Origin of the sequence: Micromonospora sp. CNB394, from assembly GCF_000374985.1 — a bacterium.
In the GTDB taxonomy this organism is placed as follows: Bacteria; Actinomycetota; Actinomycetes; order Mycobacteriales; family Micromonosporaceae; genus Micromonospora; species Micromonospora marina.
In genome coordinates this window covers 260,265-280,019 of the sequence record NZ_KB895826.1, presented here as the reverse complement: position 1 = coordinate 280,019, position 19,755 = coordinate 260,265, and the positions used below count along the sequence as shown (strand labels likewise).

The 19,755-nt window shown below is 72.4% G+C and carries 18 protein-coding genes and 2 tRNA genes; 8 read left to right on the top strand and 12 right to left on the bottom strand.

The window, feature by feature from the left end:
- Positions 1–108 precede the first annotated feature (108 nt).
- Positions 109–1,434, top strand: coding sequence for an ABC transporter substrate-binding protein (locus C569_RS0105275; RefSeq protein ID WP_018784752.1), 1,326 nt, complete (start codon positions 109–111; stop codon positions 1,432–1,434).
- A gap of 41 nt (positions 1,435–1,475) precedes the next feature.
- On the opposite strand, the gene C569_RS0105270 is transcribed toward C569_RS0105275, so the two are convergent.
- A complete protein-coding gene (locus C569_RS0105270; RefSeq protein ID WP_018784751.1) occupies positions 1,476–1,724 on the bottom strand; it encodes a hypothetical protein in 249 nt (82 codons plus the stop codon).
- A 102-nt stretch (positions 1,725–1,826) separates the two neighbouring features.
- On the opposite strand from C569_RS0105270, the gene C569_RS0105265 reads away from it, so the two are divergent.
- Both C569_RS0105265 and C569_RS0105260 read left to right on the top strand, forming a co-directional pair.
- On the top strand, positions 1,827–3,359 hold the full coding sequence (locus C569_RS0105265; protein ID WP_026267718.1) for an MFS transporter: 1,533 nt from the start codon (positions 1,827–1,829) through the stop codon (positions 3,357–3,359).
- Positions 3,346–3,921 carry a TetR/AcrR family transcriptional regulator gene (locus C569_RS0105260; RefSeq protein ID WP_026267717.1) on the top strand — a complete coding sequence of 192 codons (576 nt, stop codon included), beginning with the start codon at positions 3,346–3,348 and terminating at the stop codon, positions 3,919–3,921. Before C569_RS0105265 ends, C569_RS0105260 begins: the two co-directional genes overlap by 14 nt.
- A gap of 38 nt (positions 3,922–3,959) precedes the next feature.
- Here the strand turns inward: C569_RS0105260 and C569_RS0105255 are convergent.
- From C569_RS0105255 to C569_RS0105230, 6 genes are all read right to left on the bottom strand, one after another.
- Positions 3,960–4,036: transfer RNA gene (locus tag C569_RS0105255), tRNA-Met, on the bottom strand.
- Positions 4,037–4,151: 115 nt separating this feature from the next.
- A tRNA-Met gene (locus C569_RS0105250) sits at positions 4,152–4,225 on the bottom strand.
- Positions 4,226–4,275: 50 nt separating this feature from the next.
- On the bottom strand, positions 4,276–5,202 hold the full coding sequence (locus C569_RS0105245; RefSeq protein ID WP_018784748.1) for a hypothetical protein: 927 nt from the start codon (positions 5,200–5,202) through the stop codon (positions 4,276–4,278).
- Positions 5,192–5,701, bottom strand: coding sequence for a SigE family RNA polymerase sigma factor (locus tag C569_RS0105240; RefSeq protein WP_018784747.1), 510 nt, complete (start codon positions 5,699–5,701; stop codon positions 5,192–5,194). The genes C569_RS0105245 and C569_RS0105240 overlap by 11 nt, the downstream gene beginning before the upstream one ends.
- Before the next feature lie 145 nt (positions 5,702–5,846).
- A complete protein-coding gene (locus tag C569_RS0105235) occupies positions 5,847–8,831 on the bottom strand; it encodes a UPF0182 family protein (RefSeq protein WP_231394719.1) in 2,985 nt (994 codons plus the stop codon).
- A 127-nt stretch (positions 8,832–8,958) separates the two neighbouring features.
- A complete protein-coding gene (locus tag C569_RS0105230) occupies positions 8,959–9,972 on the bottom strand; it encodes a PDZ domain-containing protein (RefSeq protein ID WP_026267716.1) in 1,014 nt (337 codons plus the stop codon).
- 115 nt (positions 9,973–10,087) lie between these two features.
- Here C569_RS0105230 and C569_RS29845 point away from each other — a divergent pair, with 115 nt between their 5' ends.
- Positions 10,088–11,359 (top strand): zinc-dependent metalloprotease, encoded by a 1,272-nt coding sequence (locus C569_RS29845; protein WP_081635901.1) that lies wholly within the window; start codon positions 10,088–10,090, stop codon positions 11,357–11,359.
- Positions 11,360–11,553: 194 nt separating this feature from the next.
- Here C569_RS29845 and C569_RS0105220 read toward each other — a convergent pair whose 3' ends face one another.
- A complete protein-coding gene (locus C569_RS0105220; RefSeq protein ID WP_026267715.1) occupies positions 11,554–12,159 on the bottom strand; it encodes a hypothetical protein in 606 nt (201 codons plus the stop codon).
- 74 nt (positions 12,160–12,233) lie between these two features.
- Complete coding sequence (locus C569_RS0105215) at positions 12,234–12,755, bottom strand: M48 family metallopeptidase (protein WP_018784742.1); 522 nt, start codon at positions 12,753–12,755, stop codon at positions 12,234–12,236.
- A 474-nt stretch (positions 12,756–13,229) separates the two neighbouring features.
- Here C569_RS0105215 and C569_RS33050 point away from each other — a divergent pair, with 474 nt between their 5' ends.
- The 3 genes from C569_RS33050 (at position 13,230) to C569_RS0105200 (ending at position 16,044) form a co-directional block, all read left to right on the top strand.
- Positions 13,230–13,397, top strand: coding sequence for a DUF5679 domain-containing protein (locus C569_RS33050; RefSeq protein ID WP_007464795.1), 168 nt, complete (start codon positions 13,230–13,232; stop codon positions 13,395–13,397).
- A gap of 177 nt (positions 13,398–13,574) precedes the next feature.
- Positions 13,575–14,687, top strand: a complete 1,113-nt coding sequence (locus C569_RS29840) for a UBA/THIF-type NAD/FAD binding protein (RefSeq protein WP_018784741.1) — start codon at positions 13,575–13,577, stop codon at positions 14,685–14,687.
- 10 nt (positions 14,688–14,697) lie between these two features.
- The gene (locus C569_RS0105200; protein ID WP_018784740.1) at positions 14,698–16,044 is read left to right on the top strand and encodes an AarF/ABC1/UbiB kinase family protein; all 1,347 of its coding nucleotides are present in this window, start codon (positions 14,698–14,700) and stop codon (positions 16,042–16,044) included.
- A gap of 322 nt (positions 16,045–16,366) precedes the next feature.
- Here C569_RS0105200 and C569_RS0105195 read toward each other — a convergent pair whose 3' ends face one another.
- From C569_RS0105195 to C569_RS0105185, 3 genes are all read right to left on the bottom strand, one after another.
- A complete protein-coding gene (locus C569_RS0105195; protein ID WP_026267714.1) occupies positions 16,367–16,732 on the bottom strand; it encodes a WhiB family transcriptional regulator in 366 nt (121 codons plus the stop codon).
- A gap of 132 nt (positions 16,733–16,864) precedes the next feature.
- A complete protein-coding gene (locus tag C569_RS0105190) occupies positions 16,865–17,119 on the bottom strand; it encodes a hypothetical protein (RefSeq protein WP_018784738.1) in 255 nt (84 codons plus the stop codon).
- Positions 17,120–17,248: 129 nt separating this feature from the next.
- A complete protein-coding gene (locus C569_RS0105185) occupies positions 17,249–19,372 on the bottom strand; it encodes an ATP-dependent DNA helicase UvrD2 (RefSeq protein ID WP_018784737.1) in 2,124 nt (707 codons plus the stop codon).
- Positions 19,373–19,462: 90 nt separating this feature from the next.
- Here C569_RS0105185 and C569_RS0105180 point away from each other — a divergent pair, with 90 nt between their 5' ends.
- Positions 19,463–19,705: a mycoredoxin gene (locus tag C569_RS0105180; RefSeq protein ID WP_018784736.1), complete on the top strand. Its 243-nt coding sequence runs from the start codon at positions 19,463–19,465 to the stop codon at positions 19,703–19,705.
- The last annotated feature ends 50 nt before the right edge of the window (positions 19,706–19,755 follow it).

Below are 19,755 nucleotides of genomic sequence, written 5' to 3'. Positions count from 1 at the left end.
ATGACCGGCGTGGGCCGCCGGGCGCGCCCACCAGCCGTCCCGCCCGGCGTTGACACCCGGCCGGGTACCGGTGAAATGATCCGTCCACCCCACCTTCGGAGAGACCCCGTGCGCGCTCCGCAGTCCGTACCCCGTCCCGGGCTCGCCCGGCGACGGTTCCTCGGCGCGCTCACCGGGCTGCCGCTCGCCGCCGGCGGGCTGCCGCTGCTCGCCGGGTGCAGCCCGGAGGAGGTGGCCGCCGACGACGGCCCGATCGAGCTGTCCGTGTTCTGGTGGGGCGGTGCCCGCCGGGCCGCGGCCACCGAGCAGGCGCTGCGGCTGTACTCGCAGCAGAACCCGCGGGTCAGCTTCCGGGTCACCTGGCAGGGGCTGGGCGGCTACTACGACCGGATCGCCACCCAGGCCACCGGCGGGAACGCGCCGGACCTGTTCCAGATCGACGACACGGTGCTCGCCGAGTACGCCGGCCGGGACATCCTGCTCGACCTCACCCGGCACGTCGCCGACGAGCGGCTCGACCTGCGCGAGGTGCCGGAGCAGCTGGCCCGCTACGGCCGGGTGGACGAGCGCACGGTGGGCGTGCCGGCCGCGCAGACCAGCGCGGCGCTGGTGTTCAACCGCCGGCTGCTGCGCCGGCTGGGCCAGCCCGAGCCGCGCACCGGGATGTCCTGGAAGGAGTACGTGACCTGGGCCGCCCGGGTCACGCGCGCCTCCGGCAACCGGGTCGCGGGCACCATGGACGCCTCCGGCGACTATCGGGCGTTCTGGTTGTGGCTGCGCGGCCAGGGCCGCGAGCTGTACCGGGGCCGGCAGCTCGGTTTCAGCTCCGCCGAGCTGCTCGCCTGGTTCGAGTTCTGGGAGGTGGCGCGCTTCGACCGGGCCACACCGAGCGCCGCCCTGGTCGAGCAGGCCGACAGCGGCGAGCTGGCCCGCCAGCTCGTGGTCACCGGGCACACCGCTGCGTCCTTCGCCTGGTCGCACCAGCTGCCCGAGTTGCAGAACCTGACCGAGGACGAGCTGGGCGCGGTCGCCTTCCCGGGTACGCCCGCCGCCCAGTGGCCGCGCGCCTCGATGTACTGGGCCGGTTTCCGGGGGACCCGCCACCCGGAGGCGGTGGTGGACGTGCTCGGCTTCCTGACCACGAACGTGGCCGCCGGCCGGCTCCTCGGCGTCGAGCGCGGTCTGAACGCCAGCCGGCAGGTACGCTCGTTCGTCGTCGCGGAGGTGACCGGCCGGGCCGAGAAGCGCATGGCCGCGCTCGGCGCCGAGCTGGACGACCTGGCCGGCCCGTCGCCCGCACCACCGCCCAAGGGTCACGCCGAGGTGCGCACGCTGCTGATCGACGCGGCCGAGAGCATCCGCGGCAAGCGGTCCGGCGCCCGCACCGCGACCTCCCGCTTCATGGCCCAGGCGAACGCCGCGCTCGCCCGGTGACCCGCCCCACCCCGCCCGGCACGGGCGGGGTGGGCAGGGCGTCAGCGCGGGGGGCGGTTGCGCCGGTTGCGGGTGAGCAGCACCACCAGCAGGACGATGCCGCCGACCACCACGAGGCAGCAGAGCAGGCCGAGGAGCCCGAACCCGCCACGGGAGCGCCGGCGCGCCGCCTCCACCACGATCTCGCCGGTGCCCGACGACGCCCAGGCCGCGACCGGTACGAAGACCGAGAGCACGACCGTACCGAGGACCGCGCCCAGGCGGCCCCACCACTTGTTCCATGCAGACATGACCCCATCCTGGCCGAGACCCGCAACCGGGGCACGGCGGACCGGGCGGATATCGCCGGGCACGACAAAATAGCCGTCCATTTGGACTGTTAAGGTTCCCTGGTGACCTCCACCCGGCCCTCGATCCCCGCACCGGCCCTCGCCGGAAAGCGGGAATGGGCAGCCCTCGTGGTACTCGTCCTCGTGGTCCTTCTCCTGGCCGTCGACGGGACCGTCCTCTACCTCGCGGTCCCGTCGTTGACGGCGGACATCGGGCCCACCGCGACGCAGATCCTGTGGATCGGGGACATCTACGCCTTCGTGCTCGCCGGGCTCCTGATCACGATGGGCAACCTGGCCGACCGGATCGGCCGCAAGCGGCTGCTGATGATCGGCACGGTGGGGTTCGGCTCGGCGTCCGTGCTGGCGGCCTTCGCCACCACCCCGGAAGTGCTGATCGCGGCCCGCGCGCTTCTCGGCCTGGCCGGCGCCACGTTGATGCCGTCGACGCTCTCCATCGTCCGGTCGATGTTCGCCGATCGCGCGCAGCGGGCCCGGGCCATCGCGCTCTGGTCGGCCGGGGCCACCGCCGGGGCCGCGCTCGGCCCGCTGGTGGGCGGCGCACTGCTGGAGCGCTTCTGGTGGGGATCGGTCTTCCTGATCAACGTGCCGGTGATGGTGCTGGCGCTGGTGGCCGGATGGCTGCTGCTGCCGGAGTCGAAGGGCGAGGCGCCGGCGCGGATCGACGTCGGCTCCTCGGCGCTGTCCATCGTCACGGTCGTCCCCCTCGTCCTCGCCCTCAAGCGCCTGTTCAGTGACGGCGCCGACGCCCTCACCGTGGCAGCCGCCGCGGCCGGGCTGCTGGCCGGATGGTGGTTCGTGCGGCGGCAGAACCGGCTGGAGGTGCCGCTGCTCGACGTCTCGCTGTTCAAGGTGCCGGCGTTCTCGGGCGCGCTGGCCGCCAACGTGCTGGCCATCTTCGGTTTCCTGGGGCTGCTGTTCTTCTTCTCCCAGTACCTCCAGCTCGTCCGGGGCTTCGGTCCCCTGAAGGCAGGCGTCGCCGAGCTGCCCGGGACACTCGCCGCGGTGCTCGTCGTGGCGCTGATCGGCATCCTGCTGTCGCGGCTGGGGGCGGGCCGCGCGATCGCGCTGGGACTGCTGGTCGCCGCCGTCGGGCTCGCCGTCATGGGCGCGAGCGTCGACCTCCGCAGTTACTGGGGCCTGGGCATCGGCCTCGCCGTCATCGGGCTCGGCATCGGTGTCGCCATGACACTCTCGACGGACGCCGTCGTCGGCGCCGTCCCGGAGCGACGCGCGGGCGCCGCGTCGGCGGTGGCCGAGACGGCGTACGAGCTGGGCGGAGCGCTCGGCATCGCCGTCCTCGGCTCGTTGCACGGGCTGCTCTACCGCTCGTCGCTGACCCTCCCCGCCGGGACCACCGCCGCCGATCGGGCGCTGGCGGAGGACTCCCTGGCCGCGGCCGTGTACGGGTCACCGTCGCCCGGCGTCGTGGCCGCGGCGCAGGACGCCTTCGCCCAGGCGATGCAGTCCGCCACCTTCGTCGCCGCCGTGATCCTGGTCGGCGCCTCGGTGGTGGCCTGGACGATCATCCCCTCCGAGCCCGTGCCTGCTGGAGGTGTCCGTGCCGAGCACTGAACGTCGTCCGGTCCGCGATCGCGCACGTACCCGGCGGGCCGTGCTGGACGCCGCCGAACGGGTGATCACGCAGCACGGCGCCAAAGTCAGCCTGGCCGCCATCGCCCAGGAGGCGGGTGTCACCAAGAGCGGCCTGATGCATCACTTCCCCTCCCGCGAGGACCTGTTCGCCGCCCTGGTCGAGCACGTGATCATCCGCTTCCGGGAGGAGGTGGACGCCCACGTCGACCCCGGCGACGACCGGCCCGGCGCCTTCACCCGCGGCTACGTGCGCGCCCTCACCGGAGACAGCGCGTACCTGGCGGAACTGGGCAGCGCCACCGGCCTGCTCGCGCAGCTCGGGATCGACAGCATGGAACACGTGCTCGCGGTGGACCCCGAGGACCCGGCGCGCTGGAACCGCGCCTTCGAGGCCGACGGCCTGCCGCCGGGCCGCGTCTGGGCCGTCCGGTACGCCGCGGAGGGAATCGCCATCGGCCTCGGCACCGCCTATGTCACCGACGAGCAGCTCCGGCTGGCCCGCGCGGAACTGCTCGCCCTCACCGAGACGTACCCGGAATGAGTTCAGGCCCGGAATCCGTTGATTCCGGGCCTGAACGGTGGTAGCGGGGACAGGATTTGAACCTGCGACCTCTGGGTTATGAGCCCAGCGAGCTACCGAGCTGCTCCACCCCGCGTCGGCTCGTACAGCTTATCGCACCCCGATCCTGGAGATCAGCCGGGTACCCGATCCCGCCGGCGTCGGGCGGAAACGGCGAAGGCCCCGGAGGAATCCGGGGCCTTCGTCACGAGTAGCGGGGACAGGATTTGAACCTGCGACCTCTGGGTTATGAGCCCAGCGAGCTACCGAGCTGCTCCACCCCGCGTCGGCTCGACAACCGTAGCGCACCGACAGGGGGAGGCGCAAAACGGGTGCTCAGTCCAGCCACCGCCGGATCGCCTCGACCGCCCGGCGGCTGTCCGCGTCGAACTGGGCGCGCTGGGTCGAGGTGCTCTCCCAGCCCTGTTCCCAGAGCATCGTCACCACGTCGCCGGAGCGCACCGCGCGTACCAGGTGCACCTCGTCCCCGCCGCTCGGATCACCGTTGGCGTCCCGGTACGGCGTCCGCGTCTCGAACAGCACCGACTCGTCCCCGTACCCGCTGTCGGGCAGCAGCCGCTGCCGCACCGTCACCGGCGGCGTGCCCCGGGCGGGCTGCTCGGGGCAGGCCCGCACCGCCGCGCGCAGCTCGGCCAGCGCGGCGCCGGCACCCCCGGCACGGTAGATCGTGATGCTGTGCCGGTAGGTGCCGGACGGCACCTCGTCCGCCGCCGCGCCGGTCCGGCGGTACGGCAGCGACCGGGCCCGCTGCGTCACCACCCGCTCGTCTCCGGGCGTCGCGCCGCACAGCGCCGGCAGGACCGGTCCCGGGCCGAAGTAGTTGCCCGTGCCGGCGTCGTTCGCGGCGGGCAGCACGAAGAACGCCCGGTCCGGAATGGTGACCGGGGTCGCCGCGGCCGGAGACGTGGTGGTCACGACCGGGCTCCGCGAGCCGGGGGTACGCCCGACCGACGGCGACGGCGTGGTGGGCGACGGCACGACCGAGGGCGCGGCGGACGACGGCTGCGGGGTGGGCGTACCCGCGGGGGGTGGAACCGGATCGGGGCCCGGCCCGGCGGCGAGCACCAGCTGGCTTCCGGCCACCGTGCCCGCGACCAGCCCGGCAGCGGCCAGGACGGTGATCGCGGCGCGGCGCCGGGCCCAGCGGTCGGCGCTGCGGCGCAGCCGGTCCGGCGCCGGCAGGACCCGCTCGTCGGTATCGGCGGCGAGGGAGCGGTAGTAGCGGTGCAGTTCACGCGACATCGTTGACCTCCAGCTCCTCGGCGGTGACACCGGGCAACAGCTCGGCCAGCCGGGCCCGTCCCCGGGACAGCCAGGACTTCACCGTGCCGGTGGGTACGCCGGCCTCCCGGGCGATCTCCTCCACCGGCAGGTCGAACAGGTAGTGCAGGGCGAGCGCCTGCCGGTGCCGGGTCGGCAGCTGCCGCAACGCCGCGACCAGCAGCACGGTGTCCTCGCCGGGCGGTTCGACGTCGGGCGGCGGGCCGGTACGGCCGGCCGCGAGGCGCCACCCGCGCAGCCGCCGGAACCGGTCGGTCGCCAGCCGGCTGATCACCAGCCGCAGCCACGCCTCCGGCGCGGGATGGCAGGCGAGCTTCGCCCACTGCCGCCAGGCCCGGGCGTACGCCTCCTGCACGAGATCCTGGGCCTCGCCCGGGTCGCCCGCCACCGCGTAGCCGTACCGGACGGCCCGCCCCGACGTGCTGCGGTAGAAGTCGTCGAAACTGTTCGCGTCCCGCATGTGCCCTCCCGCCCCCACATGTTCACCTGCACTGTTGACGGCGCGGTGGGGTGCGGGGTTGCGGCCCGGGAGGTCGGTTTCACGACACGAGCCCGTGGTCCGGGTGACCGTTGCGGTCCCGGACCACGGGCTCGTCAGCTCGGCGTCAGCCGCCCGGTGTCGGCGCGGGCGACGTCGGCGCCGGTGGCGAGACGCTGCCCGACGGCGCCGGGTTGCCCGAGCCGTTCGCCGCGGCCTGGGCCTGCTGGAACGCGCTCATCGCCTCGTCCAGCGCCTTCAGCGCACGCCCGTACCGCTCGAAGTCGCCGGACGTCTGCGCGGCCTTGACCTCGGCGATCGCGGTCTGCACCCGGGCGGCCGCCTGGGCCAGCTCCCCGCTCATCGGCGGCGGCGTGTTGTTGTCGCCCCCGGTCGGCGGCGGCGGGTTGTCGTCGGTGCTGGGCGGCGGGTTGTTGTTCGGTGCCCGCTTGCCCTGGTCGACGAGCTGCTTGATGCCGTCGCTGAGGTTGTTGGCAAGCACCACGTACGAGCCGCCGTCACCGTAGGAGAGCAGCACCTTCTGCAACAGCGGGTACGCGTCCTGGCTGCTGCTCTTCACGTACACCGGCTCGACGTAGAGCATGCCGTCGGCGAACGGCAGCGAGAGCAGGTTGCCGTACTGCACCTGCGCCTGGTTGGAGGAGAGCAGGTTGAGCTGCTGCCGGATGTCGCCGTTGTTGGTCATCTGCTGGTGCACCTGCGTCGGCCCGGAGATCCGGGTCTGGTCCGGCAGCTCCAGCACCTCCAGCTTCGGCTGCCCGTCGACGTACGACCCGGACACCAGCGCGGCGAGGTTCTGCCGCCCGTTCGGGGTGACCGCCGAGGTCAGCTGGAAGCGTGGCCCGTCCTGCCCGGGGAACTGGGTGAACAGGTAGTACGGCGGTTGCTTCTGGTCGCTGTCCGGCGCGTCCGGCACGTTCGGCACCTGCCAGAAGTCCTGGCCGGAGTAGAAGTCGCCGGGGTCGGTGACGTGGAACCTGGTCAGCAGGTTGCGCTGCACCTTGAACAGGTCGACCGGGTAGCGGAAGTGCTCGGCCAGCTCGGCCGGGATGTCGCCCTTGGGCAGCACCAGATCGCCGCCGAACGCCTTGTTCCACGCCTTGAGCACCGGGTCGGTGTCGTCGTACGAGTACAGCTTGACCGTGCCGTCGTACGCGTCGACAGTCGCCTTCACCGAGTTGCGGATGTAGTTGACGTTCTCCCGGGCGAGCTGGAACGTGCCCCGGCCGGTCAGCTCGTCGGCGGTCTCGGCCTGGAGGTTGACCCGCTCGGCGTACGGATAGGTCGCCGAGGTGGTGTAGCCGTCGATGATCCACAGGACGCGCCCGTCGACCACCGCCGGGTACGGGTCGCCGTCGAGCGTGAGGAACGGTGCGACCTTCTCCACCCGGTCGCGCGGGTTACGCACGTACAGCAGCTTCGAGTTCTCGTTGACCGCCTCGGAGAGCAGGAAGTTCGTCTCCTGCTCCTTGATCGCGTAGAGCAGCCGGCGCGGGAACGAGCCGATCTCGACGCCGCCCTCGCCGGTGTAGGTGTAGTACTGCTCGCCACCGGTGGAGGTGGGCCGGTCGAACTCGACGTTGCGGTCGCCGGTCTGCCCGACAATCGCGTAGTCGCTCTGCTCCATCCGCTCGCCGTAGTAGATCCGCGGCTGCTGGGCCGGGATCTCCTCGGTCGGCGCGGAGCACGCCTCCTGCGCCTTCTCGCCGAGGAAGCCGGAGACGAAGTACGGCTGGCCGCCGCACACCACCTGGTTCGCCGGGGCGGCCACCAGGCCGTACCCGTGGGTGTAGACGGTGTGGCGGTTGATCCAGTTGCTCTGCTGGTCGGTCAGCTCGCCGTAGTTGATCTCACGGACGCCGACCACGTAGTCGGAGGTCTTGTCGTTGGCCGAGTACCTGTCGATGTCCAGCTTCGAGCCGAAGTCGTAGAAGCCGCGGACCTGCTGAAGCTGCGTGTACGTCTCGGAGACGAGCTGCGGGTCGAGCAGCCGGATGTTCGACACCACCGAGGTGTCGGTGGCGAGGCTGGCGGGTGGAACGAGGTTGCTGGCCGCGTACGGTGTGGTCTTCGCACCCTCCAGGCCGAACGCGGACCTGGTGGCCTTGATGCTGCGTTCGATGTACGGCGCCTCCTTGTCCCGGGCGCTCGGCTTCACCTCGAAGGTCTGCACGGCCCACGGGTAGATGCCGCCGATCGCCACCGCGGAGACGCCCAGCAGGGCCAGCGAGATGCCCGGCCAGACCAGGTTGCGCATGACCGCGTTGGAGAACACGATGATCGCCAGCGCCACCAGGACGGAGATCCAGGCGAGGATCTCCTTCGCCGGGAGCAGCGCGTTCACGTCGGCGTAGCCGGCGCCGTAGAGCTTCGCGCCCTCGTTGTACTCCAGCAGCATGGCCCGCCGGTCCAGCACGTAGGCGACGGCCTTGAGCAGCACGAACACGGCGATCAGCGAGCTCAGGTGGGCGCGGGCGGCGTTCGTCATCCGGTCGCCGACGCCCTGCAGGCGCACGCCGCCGAAGATGTAGTGCACGGCGAGCGCGCCGAGCAGCGACAGCACCACGGCGGTGAAGCCGACGCCGAGCAGGTAGCGCCAGAACGGGAGTTGGAAGACGTAGAAGCCGACGTCGACGCCGAACTCCGGGTCCTTCACGCCGAAGTCGCCGCCGTTGCGGAACAGCAGCCACTGACCCCAGCGGCTCTGCGCGGAGAGGCCGGCGAACAGCCCGACGACGGCGGCGGCGAGCGTGATCCAGATGCCCAGCCGGGGGCTCAGCAGCATCCGGTAGCGCTCCAGCGTCGCCTGCTCGGCCGAGTGCGGACGCATCCTGGGCCGCAGCCGGTGGGCCAGCCAGAGGTTGCCGCCGACGAGCAGCGCCATGCCCACGCCGACGACGAGGAACAGCAGCAGGCGGGTGGTGAGCACGCCGGTGAAGACCTGGGTGTAGCGGACCTCGTCGAACCAGAGCCAGTCGGTCCAGGCGTTGACGCCCCAGCCGAGGAGGGTGAACAAGATGAACACCCCGATCAGGACACCGATGGTGACGCGTCCGCGCCGGCTCATCCTCGGCAAGGGACTGCTACGCATGACCACTGTTGGCTCCGCACGCTCGATGTGATCGGCTCCGACCAGGCACCAAGAGTACGGGGTGTTCCTGAGCACGTCGGGTCAAGGTCACGTCACGATCCGCCCGGTTACCGCCGCCCGGCCCGCCTCAGCAGCGCGTCGGCTGCCCCCCGGCCCGCAGCGTCTCGAGTGCCGTCAATGCCTCACCCAGCGTGGCGACCTTCAGCAGCGGCAGGTCCGGCTGCGGGTTGCGGACCGCTTCCGCGCAGTTGTCGGCGGGCACCAGGAACGCCTTCGCGCCCGCGTCCTTGGCGCCGACCAGCTTCTGCGCGATACCGCCGATCGGGCCGACGCGTCCCTCGTCGTCGATGGTGCCGGAACCGGCGATGATCTTCCCGCCGGTGAGATCGGCGGGCTCCAGTTTGTCGATGATGCCGAGCGAGAACATCAGCCCGGCGCTCGGCCCGCCGATGTCGCCCAGGTCGATCTTCAGGGTGAACGGGTGCGGCTGCTGCTGGTCGATCTCCACCCCGATGCGCGGCCGGCCGTCCCGCTCACTGCTGGTCACCGTGGCCGTACCGGGAGTGTCGCCACGGGTGTAGCCGATCGTCAGCGCGGTGCCCGCCGGCTTGGACCGGATCAGCTCGGTGAGCTTGGCCGCGCTCGTCACCGGCACCCCGTCGACCGATGTGACCACGTCGTCGGGCCGCAGCACGCCGACCGACGGGCCGCCCGGCGTGACCGCCTTGACCAGCACCTTGATCGGATAGCCCAGCTCGCGCAGCGCCGCCGTCTCGGCGCTGGTCTGCGAGTTCTGGAAGTCCTCCGTGTTGCGCTGCTCGACCTCCTCCTGCGACTCCCCCGGGGGGTAGACCAGTTCCCGCGGCACCACCGCCTCGTCCGCGGAGAACCATCCGGCCAGCGCCGACCGCAGCCGCACGGTCGGCTGCACACCGACGGTGGTGAGCCGGAGCTGACCGGCGGAGGTGGACGTCGCGCGGCCGGTCACCTGGATGACCTCCTTGCCGTCCTCACGGCCCAGCGTGTTCACCGTCGGACCGGGGCCGAGCACCACGTACGGCAGCGGCACGCTCAGCACGCCGACGCTGAGCAGTGCGGTGAGCAGGGCACCGAGCAGGACGGTCACGCCGCGACGTCTCATGCGCCAGAGCGTACCGATCCGTGCCCTGCCATCCGGCGCGGTGACCCGAGGACTTCGCCCTCAGCGCAACGCCGAGTGACACGACCTGCGGCGGGGCCCGCGTACCGTAGAGGTCGTGCCTGATATTCCGTTCGGCTTCGCGCTCCCGGGTGGTCAACCACCAGACCCCAACGATCCCGTGGCGATGCAGCAGTTCATGTCGCAGTTGCAGCACCTGCTCTCGGCGCCGGGCAGCGGGCCGGTCAACTGGGACCTCGCCCGGCAGGTAGCCGCCAGTCAGCTCGCCGCCGCCGGCGACCCGGCGGTGTCGCCGTTCGAACGCAACGCGGTCGAGGAGGCGCTGCGCATCGCCGACCTCTGGCTGGAGCCGTCGACCTCGTGGCCCTCCGGCATCCGCACCTCGGTCGCCTGGAACCGCAACGAGTGGATCTTCAAGACGCTCGACGTGTGGCGCAAGCTCTGCGACCCGGTGGCCAGCCGGATGGTCGGCGCGATGGGCGACCTGGTGCCGCCGGAGGCGCGCGCCCAGCTCGGTCCGATGCAGTCGATGGTCGCCACGCTCGGCGGCGCCCTCTTCGGCGGCCAGCTCGGCCAGGCGCTCGGCTCGCTCGCCGCCGAGGTGCTCTCCGCCGGTGACATCGGCCTGCCGCTCGGCCCGGCCGGCACCGCCGCGCTCGTCCCCGCCAACATCAAGGTGTACGGCGAGGGCCTGGAGCTGCCCGAGGACGAGGTACGTCTCTACGTGGCCCTGCGCGAGGCCGCCCACCAGCGGCTGTTCCAGCACGTGCCGTGGTTGCGCGGGCACGTCCTGACGGCGGTGGAGAACTACGCCGCGGGCATCCGGGTCAACCGGGAGGCGATCGAGGAGGCGATGGGCCGGGTCGACCCGACCGACCCGGAGTCGATGCAGGCGATCGCGCTGGAGGGCATCTTCACGCCGGAGGACACTCCCGCGCAGAAGGCGTCGCTGGCCCGGCTGGAGACCGTACTCGCCCTGGTCGAGGGCTGGGTCTGCCACGTCGTCGACAGCGCCGCCGGTGACCGCCTCCCCAACGTCGTACGGCTCGGCGAGGCGTTCCGCCGTCGCCGCGCCGCGGGTGGCCCGGCCGAGCAGACCTTCGCCGCGCTCGTCGGCCTCGAACTGCGGCCCCGCCGGCTGCGCGAGGCGACGGTGCTGTGGGCGGCGTTGACCGAGCACCGCGGCATCGCGGGCCGGGACGCGGTCTGGGGCCACCCGGACCTGCTGCCCTCCGACGACGACTTCGCCGACCCGGAGGCGTTCGCCAGGACGAGCACCGATCTCGACGACGAGCTGGCGAGTTTCGACTTCTCCGCCCCCGGTGCCCCGGAGGAGAAGTCCCCCGGCGAGGACGACGACAAGCGCTGACACGTACGCGACACGGGGCCCGCACGGATCACCGTGCGGGCCCCGCCCGCGTCCCCACCCCCGTCCCGCCCGTCGATCTTGGAGTTGCGGCGCTCAGCATGTCCTGAGTGTGGCGTCTGCCGGGCACCACAACTCCAAGATCGCAGAGGTTTCGGGCGGCGCGGGCGGGAGTTCCTCGATCGGCCGGCGGCGGGTCAGACGGGGCGGCCGGACAGCAGGGCGCGGGTGGCCTCCCAGCCCTCGACGGCCGGATCGAGGGCGGCCAGGTCGGCGGGGCCGCGCATCCGGCGCCAGCCGGCGGTGACCGCCACGTCCCCGGGGCTCGGCGCCGACCGCCGCACCTCGGCCGGCTCGGCAGTGCCCAGATCCAGCTCGGGCAGCCACGCCGGTACGGGCAGCCGCGCCGCCACTCCCAGCAGCCCGGCCCCGCCTCCCTCGACCGGGGCCACCGCCACCGGCCGGGTGGTCAGCGGGCGCAGCAGCTTGCCGAGCGTCAGTCCCGGCACGTCCGGCGCGTCCGCCGCCACCACCGCCACCTGGTCGTAGCCGGCCGCCACCGCCGCGAACACCGCGTTCGGCGTCGGCGCGCTCACCTCGTACACACCGGTGCCGGGCCAGACCACGGCGTCGGCCAGCCATCGGTCCCGGGCGGTGACCGCGACGGCGGTCTCCACCTCGTTGAGCGTGGCGAGCAGGTCCACCACGTCCTCGGCGAGCGCGGTACGCCATCGCGCCGGATCGATTCCGGGCGGCGACCAGGTCACCGGGCCGAGCAGCGCCACCACCACACGTCGCGACATCCGCCGACCTTAACCCCACGCCAGCACACGGGCGGAACACCGGGACAACTTCATGATCGACGCACGAAGGGGGTTCAGGGGATGGCGGCGGTGGCGGCCACGCCCTCCAGGTAGCCGCGGGCGCGCTCCGACCTCGGGTAGCGGGCGACCAGCGCCCAGAATTCGGCGTTGTGGCTGGGCACGATGAGATGGGCCAGCTCGTGCAGCAGCACGTAGTCGATCACCCAGTCGGGCATGTCCTGGACCCGGTGCGAGATCCGGATGGTGCGGTCGGCGGGCGTGCAGGAGCCCCAGCGGCCGTTCTGGTTGGTCACCCAGCGGACGCTCGCAGGCGCGACGGCCGACCCGTGTTCGGACAGGTAGAGGTCGATCAGGCGGGCGGCGCGGGCGAGCAGCTCGGCGTCCGAGCGGGCCAGCCGGCCCTCGCGGGCGGCGAGCCGGGCGAGCATCCGGTCGACCCACTCGCTCTCCTCGGCCCGGGAGAACTGGTCGGGGATCAGCACGACGACGCGCTCCCCGTCCCGGTACGCGGACACCGTGCGCCGCCGACGCTGGCTGCGCCGCACCTCGACCACGGGCTTCCGCGTCACGGCCATTACCGGTCCGCGCAGCCTCGGTTGACTGTCACGATGGAAAGCTAATGCGTTCTGACCAGGACTCCGCAAGAGTCAACACGACGACACGCGCCCGGAAAATGGCGGTTGATTGTCAGGAGTCCGGAAAAAATTCTTTGCGACGGTAGCTGACCATCACCTGACCGGCCCTGTTCACGTTAAGTGATCTACGACGAGTGACTACCGGCGGGGCCACGCGAAGCGGATCTGGGTGCATTCATCCGGCGTGTCCGCGCGAAACTGACTTATCCGACGTTACTCGGCATGCACACTCTCGACGTCGACTTGCTCACAGAGTCGGCGTACAGCTGACATGGAACCGCCCAGACCTGGGTAGGGTCCGCCAACCACGGTCAGGTGACTGACCGTGGAGAACCCCCGGCGCCGGTGCCACGCGTGGGCCGCCGCAGGGAGACCCGCCGGGACACCTCCGGCGGACGAGACGAGGAGGCTACCGTGGCCGACCAGGCCCAGACCTACAACGGTTACTGCGTGAAGTGCAAGGAGAAGCGGGACTTCGAGGGGCACGTGGAGGTCTCGAAGACCGGCATGAACATGGCCAAGGGCAAGTGCCCGGTGTGCGGCACAACAGTGAACCGCATCCTGGGTAAGGCCAAGGTCTGACCCGTACGGCGGACATGGGGGAGGACGGCCGGTGGCCGTCCTCCCCGTCGGGTAGCCGACAGGGTTACCGGCTGGTTGTGGAAAACCGGCGAGATCCTGTGGACAACGCTGGCCACGGCTCGCCACACCTGTGGATAACGAGCGACGGAACGCTTGGAAACGGTCACGATCAGTGGCGTGACCGATCCGACTCCGCTCGTCCGTCCCGTCCTGCTGCCCGGCCTGACCCGGCTCTGGCGCGACCGGCACACGCTCCAGCTCGGCGAGCCGCCCGGCCGCGCGGTACTGCTGGAGATGTCCTCGCCGGGGACGGCCCGCCTGCTCGACCTGCTCGACGGCACCCGCAGCGAACGCGCGGTGCTGGCCGCGGCGGGCGCCGCCCGGGTTCCGCCCGACGAGGCACGCGCCCTGCTCGACACGCTCCGCGACGCCGGACTGGTGGTGCCGGCCCAGGCCCTGCTGCCCCGTGAACTGGCCGGAGCCGCCCGGGCCCGGCTGGCCGCCGAGGCCGCGGCGCTGGCGCTCGCGTCACCCGACCTGCCGGGCACACCGGCCCGGCTGCTGCGCCGCCGCCGTGCCGCCCGGGTGCTGGTCACCGGCACGGGACGCCTCGGCGCGGCGGTCGCCGTCGCGCTGGCCCAGGCCGGGGTCGGGCACGTCGTACCCGATCTGGCCGGGCCGGTCGGCGCCGGTGACCTGGTCGGGACCGGCCTGACCGCCGCGGAGCTGGGCCGTCCGCTGGCCCCGGCGGTACGCGCGGCGCTTCAGCGGTGCGCGCCCGCAACCGTCACCGGCCCGTCCCACGCGACCCGACCGGATCTGGTGGTCCAGCTCGGCGTGGACCGTCCGGCCGAGCTGCTGGCCACCGGGTACGCCCGCCGCCGTCAGCCTCACCTGCTGCTCGACCTGCGCGGCGGCGTACCGGTGATCGGTCCGCTGGTCCGCCCGCCCGCCGGTCCCTGCCTTCGCTGCCTCGACCTGCACCGCGGCGACCGGGATCCGGACTGGCCCGCGCTCGCCGCCCAGCTCGCCGCCGACCGGGGCGAGCGGGCCTGCGCCACCGCCACCGGGCTCGCCGCGGTGGCCTTCGCCACGGCCGAGGTGCTGGCCCACCTCGACGGCGCCCAGCCGGAGACACTCGGCGGCGCGGTGGAGATCCGCGGTCCCGGCCGGGTCCGCTACCGACGGTGGCCGCCACACTCCTCCTGCGGTTGCTGCCGGCGTCGCCCGATCCGGTCGGCCCCGGCCGCTACCCGCCGCACTGCAGCAGCGGAGGCCCCGAGTCGGTAACAATGGCCGGGTGACCGACATCCCGCGCCGGGCCGTGTCCCGCACCGCCAAACTCGCCGCCCTGCCGCTCGGGTTCGCCGGTCGAACCGTCCTCGGCATGGGAAAGCGGGTGACCGGCCTCGCGTCCGACGTCATCTCCGCCGAGATCCAGCAGCGCACCGCCGAGCAGTTGTTCAGCGTGCTCGGGCAGCTCAAGGGCGGGGCGATGAAGTTCGGCCAGGCCCTGTCGGTGTTCGAGGCGGCGCTGCCCGAGGAGGTCGCCGCCCCCTACCGGCAGGCGCTGACCAAGCTCCAGGAGGCCGCGCCGCCGCTGCCGGCGGCGACAGTGCACAAGGTGCTCGCCGAGCAACTCGGCCCGGACTGGCGCGACCGGTTCGTCTCCTTCGACGACATTCCGGCCGCCGCGGCGAGCATCGGCCAGGTGCACCGCGCGGTCTGGCGCGACCCCGGGTACGGCCCGAACGGCGGCCCGCTGCACCGGGACGTGGCCGTGAAGATCCAGTACCCGGGGGCCGGTGACGCCCTGCTCGCCGATCTCAAGCAGCTCTCCCGGCTCGGCGGCATGTTCCGGGCCATCCAGCCGGGGCTGGACGTGAAGCCGCTCCTGGCCGAGCTGCGCGAGCGCATCACCGAGGAGCTGGACTACGAACTGGAGGCGGAGTCGCAGCGGGCCTTCGCCGCGGCGTACGCCGACGACCCGGACATCTTCATCCCGGAGGTGCTCGACGCCGCGCCGCGGGTGCTGATCACCGAGTGGGTGGAGGGCATCCCGCTGTCCCAGATCATCCGGGAGGGCACCGAGGAGCAGCGCAACGAGGCCGGCCGGCTGATGGCCGAGCTGCACCTGTCCGCGCCGGAGCGGGCCGGGCTGCTGCACGCCGACCCGCACCCGGGCAACTTCCGGCTGCTCCCGGACGGGCGGCTCGGCGTGATCGACTTCGGGGCGGTGGCCCGGATGCCGCAGGGCACGCCTGAGCCGATCGGCCGGATCGCGGCGCTGGCGCTGCGCGGGGACGCCGAAGCGGTGGTGGACGGGCTGCGCGACGAGGGCTTCGTCAGCCGCACCGAGTCGATCGACGCCCCGGCGGTGCTCGACTTCCTCCGTCCGATGCTGGAGCCGATCGCCGCCGACGAGTTCCGTTTCACCCGGGCCTGGCTGCGCGCCGAGGCGACCCGGCTGGCCACCCCTCGCTCCCCCGCCTACCAGCTCAGCCGGCAGCTCAACCTGCCCCCGTCGTACCTGATGATCCATCGGGTCACGCTGGGTTCGATCGGGGTGCTCTGCCAGTTGGAGGCGAAGGCGTCCTACCGGTCGATCCTGGAACGCTGGCTACCAGGCTTCGCGCCGGTGGGCTGAGCGGGAGCGGACCGGCGAGCGGCACGGCGAAGGGGCGGTGACCTGTCGGTCACCGCCCCTTCCTCACTCGGTCGTGCTACAGGACGCCCAGGTCGCGGGCCGACCGGCTGCGACCCCGCATGGCGACGGTACGGGCGGAACGGGTTGCCTCAGTGCTCGTGGTGGTGCGACCGGCCTGAGGCCGGCGCATTCGGGCCCTGGACAACGCTTCGTGGAGTAGTTGCATCTCGAATCCGTTCGGCAGGTTCAGCATCAGAATTTCTCTCTCAGGTCGGCCGGTGGAGGGACACCGGCATCGGTTCGGGCTCGGAACGTAGGTGTGTCAGGCTGCCAGCCGGACGGAGTTCCGCGACTCGGACAGCCCGCTGGCCGCCAGTCGCGCCTCCGCCTCGACCCGGAGCTGCGCGTCACGGGCGAGGTCGGACTTGCGCGGACGGCCACGGGGCCGCTTGCGCGGGACGACCGCGCCACGCTCGAAGATCTCGCCGCCCCAGACGCCCCAGGGCTCGGCTCGCTCGACCGCACCGGCCAGGCACTCGACGCGCAGCGGGCAGTCCCCGCAGAGCGACTTGGCCAGCTCGAGCTCGGCGGGCGAGTCGGAGAACCACAGGTCGGGGTCGAACTTCCGGCAGGGCAGGTTCGCCTCCACCTCGACGCTCACGTCGAGTGGGGCCAACGCCAGACTCATCCTCCGGTCACCTCTCTCTCACTTCGATCTCGTGGATCGCATTCCGACGTACTTCGGCGGGGCAAAAAACTGAGGCCGCGGATCCCGGTATGCGGGTTCCGCGGCCTCGAGGTGAGCCGGTGGTCTGATGGATCAGACCGGTCTACCTCGAGGTGGAACGCCGCGGACATCCGTGCGCTTCTTGGCGCCATCGATGCCCTTGCCCGCGAAGCCGCTGGTCCCCTCGACTCCGGTGATCGGCGCGACGGTCAGATTCAGCTCGGCCTGAACCGGGACCTGGTGCACCTGCGGAGCCGACGGTCGAGCGGCGAGGGCCACCCGGACGGACGACAGCGGAGCGACGGCAGACGGCATCGCCGCAAGACGCTCACAGGTGAAGATCTCCATTGGTGCCACCTCCCTGACTCTCCTCGTGCGACCGTGGACTCATCCCCGTTGAGCAGCCAGAACGGCGCCGCTCGCGAGGTGTGCCATGAGGCTATTCCTCGCCCTCGGGGGAGGGCAAACGATTTACGGCTACTTTTCAGAAGTTTTCTGTGGGCAGACCTCGTCCACGGTGGCACCCGCCACCAGCGCGAGCACCGTATCCCCGTATAGCCCGACTTTTCGGGGCCCGATCCCGGCGATCGCCACCAGTTCCTCGGTGCGCCCGGGCTTGCGTTCGGCCAGCGCGGTGAGCGTGGCGTCGGTGAAGACCACGTACGCCGGCACCTTCTGCGCGCCCGCCACCCGCTGCCGCCACTCGCGCAGCCGCTCGTACAGCTCCTCGTCGATGTCCGACGGGCAGGTCGGGCAGCGGCCCAGTTTGCGGTCCGCGCCGGCGAGCAGCGTGGCGCCGCAGATCCGGCACGAGACCACCTGCGGACGGCGCCGCTCGGCCCGCCGGGCCGGCCCGGCACCTCCGGCCCGCTCACCACCGCCGGACCGGTCGAGCTGGGGCAGGAACCGGGAGGGCCGCCGGGCCCGGCCACCGGGTGAGCGCGCCGTGGCGTACGACAGCCAGAGCCACTCCCGGGCCCGGGTGATCCCGACGTAGAGCAGCCGGCGTTCCTCCTCGACCTGCTCCATGGTCTTCGCGTACGTCGTGGGCAGCGTGCCCTCGGCCAGCCCGACCAGGAACACCGCGTCCCACTCCAGCCCCTTCGCCGAGTGCAGCGACGCGAGCGTCACCCCCTCGACGGTGGGCACGTGCTGCTGGGCGGCCCGCCGGGCGAGTTCCTCGCAGAAGCCGGTCAGGCCGGGTTCCGCCTCGGCGTCCGCCGCGTACTCCTCGGCGAGCTGGACCAGCGCGGCGAGTGCCTCCCACCGCTCGCGCGCGGCGCCGCCCGGCGGGGGTGCGTCGGGGGCCCAGCCGACAGCGGTGAGCGCCTCGACCACGGCGGCCGGCAGCGGTGTCCCCGCGTCGGCCGACCGGGTGGCGGCGCGCAACGCGATCATCGCCTGGCGCACCTCGGGGCGCTCGAAGAACCGCTCCGCGCCCTGGAGCACGTACGGCACCCCGGCCTCGGAGAGCGCCTTCTCGTACGCCTCGGACTGCGCGTTCGTGCGGAACAGCACAGCGATCTCCCGCGCCGGGGTGCCGCCCGCCACGAGTGCCCGGCAGCGGGCCGCTACCGCGTTCGCCTCGGCCGGCTCGTCGGTGAAGATCCGCAGTTCCGGCTCGGTGCCGGGCCGGCGCTGACCGTGCAGCTCCAGCCGCAGCCGCGCCTCGGTGCCCCGGGCCTGCGAGATCACCGCGTTGGCGAGCCCGACGACCTGCGGGGTGGAGCGGTAGTCGCGGACCAGCCGGACCACAGTCGCGCCCCGGTGCAGCCGGGGGAAGTCGACCAGGTACGACGAGGTGGCACCGGTGAACGAGTAGATCGTCTGGCTGGCGTCGCCGACCACCGTCAGGTCGTCCCGGCCGCCCAGCCACGCCTCCAGCAACCGCTGCTGGAGCGGGTTGACGTCCTGGTACTCGTCGACCACGAAGTGCCGGTACTGGTTGCGCACCTGCTCGGCCACGTCCGGGTGCTCCTCGATGCCCCAGACCGCGGCGCGCAGCATGTCCTCGAAGTCGATCACCCCGTTGCCGCGTTTGAGCCGCTCGTACGCGTCGAACACGTCGGCCACCCGGGCCGGCTCGTACGGCGTCTCGCGCAGCGCCTTGGCCGCGGCCACCACGTACTCCCCGGGCTCGACCAGCGACGACTTGGCCCACTCGATCTCGGCGGACAGGTCCCGCGCGGCGGCCCGGTCGGCGCGCAGCCCCACCTTGGCGGCGGCGAGTGTGACCACCCGCACCTTGCTGTCCAGCAGTTCCGGCATGCCCCGCCCGGCCAGCAGCCGGGGCGCGAAGTAGCGGACCTGCCGCAGCGCCGCGGCGTGGAACGTGCGTGCCTGCACCCCCTGCACCCCGAGTACGCCGAGGCGGCTGCGCATCTCGGCGGCGGCGCGGGCGGTGAACGTGACCGCCAGCACATGCCGGCCGGCGATGTCGCCGGTCAGCGCCCGGTAGGCGATCCGCGAGGTCACCGCCCGGGTCTTGCCGGTGCCGGCGCCGGCCAGGATGCAGACCGGGCCGGCCGGTGCGGTCACCGCTGCGCGCTGCTCCGGATCCAGCCCGGCCAGCACCCGTTCCGCCGCTGAGTGAACGCCCACAGCAGGGAATCATCCCAGCATCGGGTGACGTTGCAGCGGTTAGCCTGGCCTGATCGGACCGGGCGCGAGCCACCCTTGGAGGACCAGACCATGCTGACGATGTATTCCACCCCGTGGTGCGGCTACTGCCACCGGCTGAAGTCGCAGCTCGACCGGGAGGGCATCGCGTACGAGGTGGTCGACATCGAGCAGGACCCGACGGCCGCGGACTTCGTGATGAGCGTCAACGGCGGTAACCAGACCGTCCCGACGCTGCGCTTCGCCGACGGCAGCGCCCTGACCAACCCTTCGATCACCCAGGTCAAGCAGCACCTGGCCGCGCTGCCCGGCTGATCCGCCCGCGACGCCACGAGCGGCCGTACCCGATCCGGGTACGGCCGCTC